The sequence below is a fragment of the Empedobacter brevis NBRC 14943 = ATCC 43319 genome (assembly GCF_000382425.1).
In the GTDB taxonomy this organism is placed as follows: Bacteria; Bacteroidota; Bacteroidia; order Flavobacteriales; family Weeksellaceae; genus Empedobacter; species Empedobacter brevis.
This window is the reverse complement of record NZ_KB908291.1, coordinates 122,480-135,588: the sequence shown is the minus strand read 5'-3', so window position 1 is coordinate 135,588 and position 13,109 is coordinate 122,480. Positions and strand designations below refer to the sequence as shown.

The 13,109-nt window shown below is 31.4% G+C and carries 11 protein-coding genes; 5 read left to right on the top strand and 6 right to left on the bottom strand.

Translation table 11 applies throughout. The features are described from left to right. Nucleotides 1–179 precede the first annotated feature (179 nt). Nucleotides 180–1,082 carry a hypothetical protein gene (locus H277_RS0100640; protein ID WP_019973623.1) on the top strand — a complete coding sequence of 301 codons (903 nt, stop codon included), beginning with the start codon at nt 180–182 and terminating at the stop codon, nt 1,080–1,082. Nucleotide 1,083: 1 nt separating this feature from the next. Here H277_RS0100640 and H277_RS0100635 read toward each other — a convergent pair whose 3' ends face one another. Next, nucleotides 1,084–1,752, bottom strand: a complete 669-nt coding sequence (locus tag H277_RS0100635) for a uracil-DNA glycosylase (RefSeq protein WP_019973622.1) — start codon at nt 1,750–1,752, stop codon at nt 1,084–1,086. Between the two features lie 60 nt (nt 1,753–1,812). Next, nucleotides 1,813–2,394 carry an LOG family protein gene (locus H277_RS0100630; protein ID WP_019973621.1) on the bottom strand — a complete coding sequence of 194 codons (582 nt, stop codon included), beginning with the start codon at nt 2,392–2,394 and terminating at the stop codon, nt 1,813–1,815. Nucleotides 2,395–2,518: 124 nt separating this feature from the next. Between H277_RS0100630 and H277_RS0100625 the strand changes: the two genes are divergently transcribed. Further along, complete coding sequence (locus H277_RS0100625; protein ID WP_019973620.1) at nt 2,519–4,666, top strand: endonuclease MutS2; 2,148 nt, start codon at nt 2,519–2,521, stop codon at nt 4,664–4,666. A gap of 33 nt (nt 4,667–4,699) precedes the next feature. Here the strand turns inward: H277_RS0100625 and H277_RS0100620 are convergent, their stop codons facing one another. Both H277_RS0100620 and H277_RS0100615 read right to left on the bottom strand, forming a co-directional pair. Beyond that, a complete protein-coding gene (locus H277_RS0100620; RefSeq protein WP_019973619.1) occupies nt 4,700–6,190 on the bottom strand; it encodes a RagB/SusD family nutrient uptake outer membrane protein in 1,491 nt (496 codons plus the stop codon). A 6-nt stretch (nt 6,191–6,196) separates the two neighbouring features. Further along, nucleotides 6,197–9,226 carry a SusC/RagA family TonB-linked outer membrane protein gene (locus H277_RS0100615; RefSeq protein ID WP_019973618.1) on the bottom strand — a complete coding sequence of 1,010 codons (3,030 nt, stop codon included), beginning with the start codon at nt 9,224–9,226 and terminating at the stop codon, nt 6,197–6,199. Between the two features lie 962 nt (nt 9,227–10,188). Here H277_RS0100615 and H277_RS0100605 point away from each other — a divergent pair. From H277_RS0100605 to H277_RS0100595, 3 genes are all read left to right on the top strand, one after another. Further along, nucleotides 10,189–10,815 (top strand): peroxiredoxin, encoded by a 627-nt coding sequence (locus H277_RS0100605; protein WP_019973616.1) that lies wholly within the window; start codon nt 10,189–10,191, stop codon nt 10,813–10,815. A 161-nt stretch (nt 10,816–10,976) separates the two neighbouring features. Beyond that, nucleotides 10,977–11,294, top strand: coding sequence for a thioredoxin family protein (locus H277_RS0100600; RefSeq protein ID WP_019973615.1), 318 nt, complete (start codon nt 10,977–10,979; stop codon nt 11,292–11,294). Next, a complete protein-coding gene (locus H277_RS0100595; RefSeq protein ID WP_019973614.1) occupies nt 11,275–11,526 on the top strand; it encodes a DUF6952 family protein in 252 nt (83 codons plus the stop codon). The genes H277_RS0100600 and H277_RS0100595 overlap by 20 nt, the downstream gene beginning before the upstream one ends. 82 nt (nt 11,527–11,608) lie before the next feature. Here H277_RS0100595 and H277_RS19540 read toward each other — a convergent pair whose 3' ends face one another. Continuing rightward, nucleotides 11,609–12,358, bottom strand: coding sequence for a GLPGLI family protein (locus tag H277_RS19540; RefSeq protein ID WP_081623179.1), 750 nt, complete (start codon nt 12,356–12,358; stop codon nt 11,609–11,611). Nucleotides 12,359–12,384: 26 nt separating this feature from the next. Next, on the bottom strand, nt 12,385–13,104 hold the full coding sequence (locus H277_RS0100585; protein ID WP_019973612.1) for a GLPGLI family protein: 720 nt from the start codon (nt 13,102–13,104) through the stop codon (nt 12,385–12,387). Between the last annotated feature and the right edge of the window lie 5 nt (nt 13,105–13,109).

Genomic DNA, 13,109 nt, shown 5'->3' with positions numbered 1-13,109 from the left:
TTTGTGTTTTTGATTTTTTATGACTCTTGCTAAGATAGTACAATTTTGAACGAAAATTAAATCATTAAATTATCATATTAAATAAAATGACAACTATTCATTAATAACTTATTAATATTTCTTTTGATTTTATTTCAATATTTCACTAACTTCAATAACACTTATATAGAACCCTTTTTATGAATACTTATACGTTGAAAAACCTTTCAGAGTTCTCTAGATTAGACGAACAAATGATTATTTTATGGAACAAAAAGTTTAAGCTATTCAGTGAAGAAAAAATAGATAATAAATCATTATTTAGTCAGAAACATTTAAAAAGACTCATTATTGTTTCGTTTCTTGTTGAATCGAATAAAAAACATACAGTTGAAATATTGAGTAAAAAATCAACCTCCGAATTACAAGTTTTATCTGAGTTTGAAATCCAAAATTACATTCTCAAAAACAGTGATTATCATCCTCTTACACAACTTCTAATTTGCGCTTGTTTCTCTTATGATTCCCGCTTTTTTGATTCAATCTTAACTATTTGCTTCAACAAAATGGGAATTGAGAAATGTTGTGTAGACCTTGTTTTTCCTTTTCTAAGCAAAATGTCCATTGTTTTAGATCAATATAAAATTCAGGAGTCTATTATTTCTTTTTCTAAAAATTTGATTCGAAAACATCTTTTTTATTTAATCAAATCCATTCCATATGATGAAGGCCATAACAGGAAATGGTTACTATTTTTGCCTGAAAATGAAACGCATGATCTGGAACTTCTTTACGCTTATCTTTTTTTAAAAATGAATAACGAGAAGGGAATTTATTTAGGCGGAAACCAAAGTTTAAAATCAATAACTGAATGCTTAGAGCATGTTTCAATTACACATACAATCATTTATGTGAATAAAAACTTTGACGATGAAAATGTTTCAAAACATCTTGCTCTATTAAAGAAATTAAACCCCACTATGACGATCTTTGTTGCGAGTTATGAACCTTTGAAAAATAAAATAACAGAAGAAATTCCTTATATTAATGTGAATACCCCTCAAATGTTTAATTCATATTTACAAAAAATCATATCGATGTAACCTATATCTTCCAGTTGATTTCCTGCAGATTTTTACTCTTTAAAAATGCATTGGTTTTAGAAAAAGGCTTACTTTCAAAAAAACCGCGATGAGCAGCAAATGGTGAAGGGTGAGCAGATTCTATCACAAAATGTTTTGAACGATTAATTTTCGCTCCCTTCTTTTGTGCATATGCCCCCCATAAAATAAAAACAAGGTTTTCTTTTTGATTCGAAAGCGCTTCAATTGCAGCATCAGTAAACTCTTCCCATCCTCTATTTTGATGTGAGCCGGCATTAGAAGCTTCTACTGTAAGTGTCGCATTTAGCATCAGAACGCCTTGTTTTGCCCATGACTCAAGATTTCCTGAAGTTGAAATTCCTATGCCCAAATCATCATTCAGCTCCTTGTAAATATTACGCAAACTAGGTGGCAATTTAACCCCATCTGCAACAGAAAAAGATAAACCGTTTGCCTGGCCTGCTCCATGGTAAGGATCTTGACCAATCAAAACAACCTTTACTTGATCAAAAGGAGTATTATCAAAAGCAGAAAATATTTTGGATGCAGGAGGATAAATTATTTTTGTTTTGTATTCATTACGTACAAATTCAGTTAAGTTTTTAAAATAATCCTTCTCAAATTCATTTTTTAAAACTTCTTTCCAAGAAGCATCCAATTTCACATCCATATTTTCTCTTTTATGAAAACAAAATTATTCTTTTTATACTAACCAAAGTACATTTTTATGCTAAATCTGATTTTCATTTATCCATTTTCCAACTGTAGGAGCCTTATAATTTTTTATTTGATCAAACAAATCATCTAAATCATCACTCACAATCAACATATCATAATTTTCTTGTTTTAGAAAACCTTTGGTTACCATACTTTTAATAAAAAGTAAAAGATCATCGTAAAAACCATCTATATTGTAAATGGCAATTGGTTTTTTATGCAATCCTAACTGTGCCCACGTCAACATTTCAAAAAATTCTTCAAGCGTACCAAATCCACCAGGTAAAGTAATAACTCCATCTGATAATTGATTCATCTTAGCTTTCCGTTCATGCATAGAATCCACCAATATAAGTTCACTCAACCCTTTATACTCCACTTCAACTTTCTTTAAAAAATGAGGTAATACACCAATCGCAACGCCCTTATTTTCTAGAACTGAATCTGCTACAATCCCCATTAATCCAACATTGGCTCCTCCATAAACAAGTTCTATCTCATTTTCTACCAACTTTTTCCCTAACTTATATGCTTCATTTATAAAAACTTTGTTAGAACCATTACTTGAACCACAAAACACTGTTAATCTTTTCATTTTACCAATTTATACATTATCACTGAACCATATATATTCTGCAAATTAATTTATCATCAAATCTGTTTACTTAAGAATCTCTTCATTTATATTCTTATAAAAATTTATCCGTAATTTTGCATTAATGCAAATATCAGAACAAACTTTAAAAGATTTAGAATTTAATGTGATTCAAAAAGAAATCGCAGAATTTGCTTTTACAGAAAAGGTTGAAGAATTTATTCATCGCCTAAAACCTTATGAAGATCACCAAATTTTGTTACAGGATCTTCAAACAACAAATGAGTATTTAACAACTTTCGAAACCGGAAACCGTTTTCCATTCTCGGAATATTATATTTTAGACGAAAACCTAAGTCGACTAGAAATCGAAAATTATTATTTGCCTGCTGAAGAATTTTTCAAAATCAAAGCAAATACACTTCAAGTAAAAGAAATATTGAAATACTTGACCGCTTTTCAGGAATATACACCTGTGTTATTTGAAAAAGCATCAACCATTCATTATGAAAAAAACATTGTCAAATTAATTGATCAGGTATTTAACAAATTTGGAGAAATAAAGGACGATGCTAGTCCGGAACTAAAAATTGTACGCGATCGTTTACGTCATTTGAATAGTAGAATTACAGAGTTATTCAATAAATCGATGACTTATCATGCAGATTACTTGGATGACATTCGTGAATCTGTGATTGGAAACCGTCGTGTTTTAGCGGTGAAATCAGCTTTAAAAAAACGAGTAAAAGGTCAATTTTTAGGGACTTCAAAAACCGGGTCAATTACCTTTATTGAGCCTGAAAGTGTTCAAAATCCTCGTCGCGAATGGGAAGAATTGAAAGAAGAAGAAAAACATTTAATTATTCAGATTTTATTAGATTTAACTGCTCAGATCGCAGCATACAAACCAAATCTTGAAGAATACCAAACGTTTTTAGAATACATTGATTTTACTCAAGCTAAAGCAAATTATGCTTATTTAATCAACGGTATCTTACCTCAACTTTCGGAAAATAGAATTATCAAACTGATTGATGCTTTTCACCCTGTTTTATATTTGAATAACAAACGACGCGAACAGAAAACCATTCCGCAAAGTTTAGAGATGAACGAAAACTGCCGAATCATTATTATTTCCGGGCCAAATGCCGGGGGAAAATCGATTACCTTAAAAACAATTGGTTTACTTCAGCTTATGATTCAGAGTGGAATTCTAATACCTGTTAAAGAAGAAAGTCAATTTGGTTTCTTTAGTCAGATTTTTACTGATATTGGGGATAACCAATCCATTGAAAATCATCTATCTACTTATAGTTATCGACTAAAACAAATGTCGTATTTCTTGAAAAATGCAGACGATAAAACATTATTATTAGTAGATGAATTTGGAACAGGATCTGATCCTGAATTAGGCGGGGCTTTGGCTGAAGTTTTCTTTGAAGAGTTTTATGAACGTAATTCTTTTGGTGTTTTCACCACACATTACACCAACATCAAATTGAGTGCAGAAAGTTTACCGGAAGCCATCAATGCTTGTATGTTGTTTGATAAAAAAACATTAGAACCGCTTTATCGCTTGGAAATTGGACAAGCAGGAAGTTCATTTACATTTGAAGTAGCAGAAAAGAATAAAATTCCGTTCCGATTGATCAATCGTGCAAAGAAAAAAGTTGAACGTGAAAAAGTAAGTTTAGACAAAACGATTTTGAAACTTCAACAAGAGAAATTTGAAATTCAGAAAACGAAAGATCATGTTGAAGAATTACGTGAAACAAATCTTGAGCACAACGAAAAATTAGAGCAAACGAATGAAAAAATTCAGCAAAAACTGTATGATTTTCAACAATTGTATGATCGCGAACAAAAACGTTTGAAGCTTGGTGAACGTATTTCGGATATGGCTGATTCTTATTTGAAAACAAAGAATAAAAAACTCATGATTTCAAATTTCCTAAAGTTGATTGAAATGGAAAATTCAAAAAAAACAAAGGAAGTTCAGCAATTGAAGAAAATTGAAAAAATTGTAGAAAAAGAGGTTAAGCGTGAGTTAAAGGAGAATTCAGAGGTAATTTCTCAACAAAAACAAGTAATTGAACAAAAAGAAAAAGCGGAAACAAAGAAAAAAATTGACGCTTTGAAAGTTGGTGACCGCGTAAAAATTCATGGTTCGTCAAGTGTTGGGACAATTGATAAAATCAAGAAGGATACCGTTTTTGTAAATTATGGTTTATTTACAACACAGATTAATGTCAATGAAGTTTATAAAATTTAAAAAAAGAACTTCTTAACAGAAGTTCTTTTTTAATTAATATCCTTTATTTTGAATTAGATGACTATTTCTATTTATTGCTTCTTTCGGTATTGGCAATTGCCATCTATAATCCGATTCTTTTAATTCTAGTTGAACAGGTGCAGTTCCGCTTCCATCCGCTCTATATCCATTTCCAGAACGCTTAATTCCTTTACTGTATTTTGTTGGAATATTTTTTACACCTAAAAGTCTTTTCAAAGTAAACCATCGATCTCCATTCTCAAAGGCTAACTCCTTTCTTCTTTCTGTAATAATCGCGTCAAATAATTCTTCTCCTTTTTCCTCTCCTTTAAAACTAGAATATCGCTGTGCTCTTTCTATATTTAATGTTTGAAGAGACTGTACTAAATCACCTTTCAAATAATAAGCTTCTGCCAAATTAAAAATAACTTCCTCTACTCTCAAATACCTTGCATGATTGATATAATTTTTAATTTGACCCGGATAATATTTATAGACAACAATATTTGCATTATTCGCATCTCCCGCTAAATTATAAATCTTAAAATATGTATTTTTTCGTTCCGGTTCTGTTGATGTATCATACAAATCATACAAAGCTTTATCAGCAGAGAATTCCATCACCATATTATTTGCATTGGTTCCATAACCAAAATTAGAGCCTATTGACGGATCATTGGCTTGTAAATAAGGAATTTCAAATAAACTTCCCTGGCTTGTTTTTGACGACCAGAAACTCGCAATTTCATTTTTGGACGTCGGTTGAATTGCTTTCACCACCTTTTGTCCATGCTCAATAACTTTATCATAATCACCACTATATAAATATACACGACTCAAAAATCCACTTGCTGAATATTGATTCAGACGATTAATGTCTTGGTAATTAGTTGGTAAATTATTGACAATACTTTCTACGTCTTGAGTAACATTATCGTAAACTTCTTTTATTGTTTTTGTACGACTTGCTTGAAATTCAGGGTTATAAGTTGTTAGATAAGGAATTCCTATCGAAGAAGCTGATGTTGCACTTTGAGTTGGAATCTCAGCATAATGTCTGGCGATTTCAAAATGTGCAATTGCCCGAATCAATATCGCTTCTGCTTTTATTCTATTTTTGAATTCTCCTTCTTTTAAATTATTGATTTTAGAAAGAATAAAGTTGGCATCTGAAATCATTCGATACGCAGCTCCATAAATATCCGTAGGCGTTTGACTGGAATCATATGTCCAGTTATTTGCAGCACGATTAGATCCCCTACCTCCATAATTTGACAATAAATTATCCGATAGAATATCTCCGACAACAACTAAATCTCTGGAATAGCCACTTCCCCCGTAAAACCCGATTTGTTTAAAATCCTGGTACAATCCATAAATTGCTTTTGTAAAATCTTCTTCTGTCTTGTAAAAACCATCAACCAATACATCATTTGGTGATTCTTTTTTTATATCATCATCTGCACAAGAACTAAATATTGTCAACAGTCCTAAAACTGTAAGTAGAATTATATTTTTTTTCATAATTTCTTAAAATGTAATGTTAAAACCAAGTGAGTAAGTACGAACTTGTGGATATGTAAACAACGAATATGAGCCCGAAACATATCCCGCATCACCGACACTCATCATACTCTGAGAACCTGTAGCCGAAACCGGATCTCCATGATATTTTGTCCACAATGCTAAATTTTGTACTTGTGCATAAAGCCTCAAATTTTTGATAAACGTATTTTTCAACAACTCAGTGAATGTGTAACCAATAGAAAGATTTCTGAACATTACATAGTTCGATTTCTCAAGATATTTTGTTGACTCTTGTTCGCCTAGAGTAGTTGGTCGACCAAACTTTGCATGATCTCCGGGATTTCTCCAAAAATCGTTTGCTTCTACTACCTGATTAAAATTCATCGGAGCATTTGTTAAATCTCTGTATGTATAATTGTACATATACGCTCCTAAACTATACGTAAAATCTGCACTGATATCAAAACCGTAAAAGTGAGTATTTAATCCAAATCCTCCATACAATTTTGGAAGAGGAGTCTTTCCTGTTGCTACGGCATCTTCAGCTCTATATTCTTCTGTAATATGACCATCTTTATCTAAATACAAGTTTTTTCCATTTTCAGGGTTAATACCTGCATAGCGCACCAAACGAAACTGATAGGGTGATTGTCCTTTTACATGAATCATACTAGGCGAAATCTCATCACCTGTACCAATTAATAATTGGTCATTTCCATTCAGATCATTAATTTTATAGCTAATTGATGTCAAATTTCCATAAAAAGATAATTTAAAATTCTTCTGAGAAATTGCTGCAATATTAAGATCCAACTCTATTCCTTTGGATGTTATTTCTCCTGCATTGACCGTTTTACTTAAATTTCCTGATTCTATCGGCAGCAACGTCTTGAAAATAAAATTCTTTCTGTTGTCGTTAAAATAGGCAAAAGATCCTGTGAGAATGTGTCTGAAGAAGTCAAATTCAGTCCCTATATTTAATTTTCGATTGGTTTCCCACGTCATTTTAGAATCAATCGCATACCTTGGTGGAATTGCAGCTGTATTTCCGCCATAATTTCCATTCAAACTCATGTATGCCTGATTGATGTATCTTGCAATAGATGAATCATCTCCTACTTCTCCATAAGATGCTTTTAACTTAAGACCCGTTAGATATTGGTTCCCTTTCAAAAAATCTTCTCTTGTAACATCCCATGTTACCGAAGCTCCCCAAAAATTGCCATATTGCTTTTCTAGCCCTGCTAATGAAGATCCATCTCTTCTAAAATAAAAATCTAAAAAGTACTTTCTGTTGTAATCATAAGAAACAGCTCCTAAATAACCAAATCGCGCTTCTTCCCATCGGTTTGTCAAAGAAGAATTCAAAATTCTATTAGCCAAAGATTGAACACTTTTATCTCCACTTGGATAACCCTCACTACGTAAAGTGATGTTATAATTTTTTTCGTTTGAATATTCAGAAGCTAATGTAAAGCGCAAGGTGTGTAAATCAAACTTATTTATATAATTGAATTCATTTCTCCAATTGTAAGCAAAACGATCGTCTCCTATATCAGCTTTACTCCCTCCCGTTCCACGATTTTTAGAAACAAAAGCCAAAGGTGAAACAAAACTTTCAAACTGATTTCGGTTATATCTCGCTCCAAAAGTGGTTCTAAAAGTTAACTTTTCAGTTAAGTCTGCTTCTAAAAATCCAGAACCGAAAAGTCTAAAATTTCTATATTCTGCATCAGTATATTTCATTTGATCCAAAACCGGATTTTGTAAAATATTTACATTTGAATTGTATACAGGAGAGCCTGTTTCATCTAATTTCACATTTCCTGCTTCATCCAGCTCATAAACAGATGCGTATGGATAATTTAAATAGATATTGGTAAAAGGACTAGAAAAATTATAAACATCCGATGGTAAATCTCTTTTTGTATAAGCTCCATTGATATCAATACCATATCGTAACCAATCTTTCATTTTTGATGAAATGTTAATGGAAGAAGTAATACGCTCAAAACCTTTATAAAACTCTACAGTACCATTGTCCTGATCATAACCCAATGAAAAAGATTGCGCTGTTTCGCCATCATTTTTATTGAAAGTCAAATAATGTGAACTAATAACACTTCTTTTAAAGATATCATCTTTCCAATTGTGAGCATATTGGGACAACCGGTTAATTTCCTCTTGACTTCTTGCTACGCCTAAACCTAAACTACGCCCTGTTTCCAGATCTTTTAATTGACTTATTTCATTCTGAAAATTTAAAAACTGACGCCCATTCATTAAGTTGATGTTCTTAAATCCTAAATTTTCTCCAAATCCGATACGTGAAGAATAAGAGATTATTCCTTCATTTTTTTTAGCACGTTTTGTTGTGATCAGAATCACTCCATTTGCGCCTCGAGAACCATAAATAGCTACCTGAGAAGCATCTTTTAATACTTTTACTTCCTCTACATCATTAGGGTTTAATGCAACAATATCTGCAGCAGACAAATAAGTTCCATCAACTACATAAAGTGGATTTTTAACACCACCGTTCAAACCAATAGCTCCCCTTATCACAACATTTGCGTTACTCCCCGGCGCACCATTCTGTGCTTGAGAAGAGAGTCCTGAAACTTTACCCGATAACAATTGATCTATCGAAGTTGAAGGATTTAAGTTTTTGAAATCATCACCTTTCAAGGTTGTTGTACCTGCTGATTGAGGTGCTTCGAAAATACTTTTCACAACAACGACATCCAAATCAACATTTTCTGATTTCGGTTTCAAATCAATTACACCCAAATCATAGTGATCTACTTTATATTCTAAACCATTAATGATTAATATTGTTCCCAGAGGAAGATCGATTGAAAAATGACCATTTTCATCTGTATAAAATGTTTGGTCTTGATTTTTCACTTTTATTTCCACATCCTGTGATGGAAAACCTAGTTCATCATTCACCTGCCCTTTGATCTGAGTATACGCTAGAGAACTTAACAGCAGCAGACCTATGAGACTTAACTTTTTTTGAGCTTTCTTCATTCATAAATTTTTATACTGCAAATCTCTATATTTAAAGAATATTATACCATAAAATATATTTTTAATACTATTTTTTAGAAAACATTTCTATTTAATAAAAATGATTATTGTATTAATAATCGTTGAAATATTAAATAATTAGTAAAATTTTAACAGAAAATATAACAAATTATAAAACAATACAGGAATCCAACTAATCAAATGAAATTATCAGGAAGCAATAGCGAATAGAATAAAAATCCTATTTTTTTAAAGTCTATGGAATTAATAGAATTTTAAAATATAAATCATAGAAATATGTTAAAATTGATTAAAAAACATCTTACATACTGTTAATCAATCACATAGCTGAAAACGAAATAAAACAACAATTAAAACAATACAGTGTTAAAGATAAGATTTTGGCGTATTTCCAATAAATTAATAGTTTTTATTAATCTTTTTACACTGCTTAAGAATACACCTCATTTCATTTATTCCTTTCTTTGCAATCCTCATTTTTATCACTTTTTTTTGACTGATCAGGCAATTCTATTTTTACAGTATAAGATTTTTCATTTAATAGAAATAAAAATTGTTGCATCTGTTACTCCAACAAATAGAACTAATACAAATAAATATCTTAACATATTTCAATTCTATTAATACAGAGACAAGATTTAAATCATTTTAAATCATCATCAACATAAGCAATGTCATTCTTTATAGTATAAAAACGTTGTAGATTAGCGTATGATATAGTAAAATTGTTTAATAACATTGATTATCAGAAGAATCCTGGTTTATTCATTTTTGCTCGTCATAAGTCATAAAAAATATTTATAGTTTAATCTATAATTGAAATTAAAAATCTATTGTCTGTTTAAAATATCACTCTAAATTTGCATCAGTAAAAGAGCTAAAAACTGGCTTATTTATCAAATTAGTTAATATTAAAATAACAAAATATAAAAATTAAAATTATGTCATTAGTAGGAAAAAAAGCACCTTTATTTACAGCGCCAGCAGTAATTGATGGAGATGAAATTGTAGAAAACTTTTCAATGCCAATCGGAGAAAAAAACATCGTTTTATTTTTCTACCCAAAAGATTTTACTTTTGTATGCCCAACGGAATTACACGCTTTCCAAGCTAAATTAGCTGAATTCGAAAAAAGAGATGCGATTGTAATTGCTGCTTCTGTAGATTCAGAAGAAACGCACTTAGCATGGTTAAACACTGCAAAAGATAACGGAGGTATCGAAGGAGTTACTTACCCAATCGTTGCAGATTTTGCTAAAACTATCGCTATGGATTATGGTGTATTAGCAGGTGAATATGTCTACAACGAGGAAAATGATTCTTTAAAATTTGAAGGAGCTCCAGTTGCATACCGTGGTACTTTCATTATCGACAAAAATGGTGTTGTTCGTCACGAAACAATTAACGATTTACCATTAGGTCGTAACATCGATGAATATGTACGTTTATTAGATGCAATCTTACACGTAGAAAAATACGGTGAAGTTTGTCCAGCAAACTGGGAAGAAGGAAAAGATGCAATGAACGCTACAAAAGATGGTGTAGCTTCTTACTTAGCTTCTCACTAAAATACAATTGGAAATTTTTATTTCCAAAATTCACGAAGAGGCTGTCTAATACTATTGACAGGAGATTTTTAAAAGGATTCATTTTCACTAAAAAATCACTAAGCTCATAACTTAGACAGCCTTTTTTATATTCAATTTTTAACGCTTAAAAAGTAAAGAAAATGTTTGCAGAATTAGAACAAGACAACTTAGCACAAGTAGTGGCTGATAACAATATAGTAATTGTACAATACGGAGCAGGATGGTGTGGAAACTGCCGTTTAGTAAAACCTAAATTCAAAAAATTAGCAGCCGAATACGAAGGGCAAGCAGAATTTTTGTACGTTGATGCTGAAAAATTAGTTGAATCAAGAAAATTGGCTGAAGTGCCAAATTTACCAACTTTCGCAGTTTTCAAAGGAGGAGTTAATGTAGGACAAGTAACTGCATCTAAAATTGATGCCGTAAAAGAATTGATCAATGAAACTGCCGGTATTTAAGAATTTAGCAAAAAATGTTTCTGTTGAAGCAATGGAAACAGCTTTAGAAGTTTTGGAAGTTTATGCAGATTCTCCAGCTGTAAAAGAACCGGAACAAGAAGTCATCGGAGAAATGATTTCTAACATTTGCGGAGCAATTGAGATGAAGCAAATGATGGAAGAAGAAGGACTGGATGAACGTACGGCTGCCAATACTTTTATGCAACGCGTAATGGGTTCCATAGATAAATAAATTATCAATTAGTTCGTATAGAAGAAAAGGATTTCAATTGAAATCCTTTTTTTGTATTAACATTTATCAGCAATTGAATCTGCTATTTATTTTTATCCACCCCGATAGAAAAACTATTTTTAAACTTTTCTTTTGATTCTTCTTGAAGTTTTTTGAATTCCTCACTTGTTATATCTTTCCCTTTACTTTTCTTCAATTTAGCAGCTTTTTTAGGAGCAAGATTTATTTTTTCTGCCAGCATCGTGATCTTCGTTTCAAATTTATTCTTTAATTGAGTTTCAGATTTCAATATCAAACCAGGCAGTCCATTGATTTGATTAGGTCCTATATTCACTTTTATTTCAGGAGCAAACCAAGCCGTAATTCCTTCTTTTTCTGCTATGGCTTTGATTACTTTATAACCCAGAATTGTTGCTTCTTCAGTCGTCACCTTCCATTCATAATTTTTAAAAGGATAGTTCACACGATAATTTTCTCCATCTAATATGACGTCTTGGCTAAAGCTTTCCGTCAATTGATTACCTATCAACTCTTTATGCTCACCTCCCATATGAATCGCAAAAGAGGAGTTACCAGCACTCAAGGACTGATCATTATTAATTGTTTCAATTTTTGAAAAGACAGAAATTCCATTCGCATAATCTAATTGATAAAAAAGATCTTTCCCTCCTATTTTAAACGAACCCCCGCTGCCCTTTTGTTTCATTTCTATTTCAAATTCTCTCACTTTCTCGGGATTGGCTTCATTTTGTTGTCGATACTCCACTGCAAATTTTTCCTGAGCAGACAAGATGGTACCCGAGAATAAAAATGTCAATAATAATTTCCTCATGATTAATTTTTTATAATGTATTAGTATTAGTCCTTATCTACGCCTTGGTGTTCATTCAACATTTTTTTATCATACTCTGCTTTTAATTTCTCAAAATCCTTTTTCGAAATTTCTTTTGCTTTAAACAGTTGATGAAGGATCATTTTATCCTTTTCATGAATAGATTTGGCTTTCAATGAATAACGAGGAACTGGATCGTCGTTTAGAAATGATTCTACTTTTAATACTAATCCCGGTAAATTAATAAAATCTCTGGGGCCAAATCGATTAGGCAAATCACTCGCGTACCAAATATATGTTGTATAATCACCTTCTTTGATAACAGCTTGCTTTACATTAAAACCAAGATAAGTGGATTTTTCTCTTGTCAATTGATATTCTTTGTTTGTTGAAACAGAATCTACAACAATATATTTCTTGGTCTCAATTAACCATTCTTGTTTAAATTGATTCTGATTAAAATCGATAAGAGAGTTATAAGGCAAAACTCCAAAAAACTGAACTGAACTCCCATTTTGGGAGTTATTGATCTTTTCTATTTTAGTAAAAACACTTACATGGTTTTTTATTTGTAAAAGATAGAGTTTAGGTACAGAAAAAGCTTCCAATAGTTCAGTAGACAATTTTTCTTCTTTCCCATTCTGATCAAAAATTTTTGGAATAGATATTTCTTCATATTCTATTTCTACTCCTTTTTGAGCAAACAACTGTACAGTAAGTAATACAAAAACAATCAAGTATTTCATTTAAC

Coding starts and splice junctions, on each gene's coding strand:
- H277_RS0100595 (WP_019973614.1), top strand. CDS start 11,275: ATGAAACTGCCGGTATTTAAGAATTTAGCAAAAAATGTTTCTGTTGAA.
- H277_RS0100640 (WP_019973623.1), top strand. CDS start 180: ATGAATACTTATACGTTGAAAAACCTTTCAGAGTTCTCTAGATTAGAC.
- H277_RS0100635 (WP_019973622.1), bottom strand. CDS start 1,752: ATGGATGTGAAATTGGATGCTTCTTGGAAAGAAGTTTTAAAAAATGAA.
- H277_RS0100600 (WP_019973615.1), top strand. CDS start 10,977: ATGTTTGCAGAATTAGAACAAGACAACTTAGCACAAGTAGTGGCTGAT.
- H277_RS19540 (WP_081623179.1), bottom strand. CDS start 12,358: ATGAGGAAATTATTATTGACATTTTTATTCTCGGGTACCATCTTGTCT.
- H277_RS0100625 (WP_019973620.1), top strand. CDS start 2,519: ATGCAAATATCAGAACAAACTTTAAAAGATTTAGAATTTAATGTGATT.
- H277_RS0100620 (WP_019973619.1), bottom strand. CDS start 6,190: ATGAAAAAAAATATAATTCTACTTACAGTTTTAGGACTGTTGACAATA.
- H277_RS0100615 (WP_019973618.1), bottom strand. CDS start 9,226: ATGAAGAAAGCTCAAAAAAAGTTAAGTCTCATAGGTCTGCTGCTGTTA.
- H277_RS0100605 (WP_019973616.1), top strand. CDS start 10,189: ATGTCATTAGTAGGAAAAAAAGCACCTTTATTTACAGCGCCAGCAGTA.
- H277_RS0100585 (WP_019973612.1), bottom strand. CDS start 13,104: ATGAAATACTTGATTGTTTTTGTATTACTTACTGTACAGTTGTTTGCT.
- H277_RS0100630 (WP_019973621.1), bottom strand. CDS start 2,394: ATGAAAAGATTAACAGTGTTTTGTGGTTCAAGTAATGGTTCTAACAAA.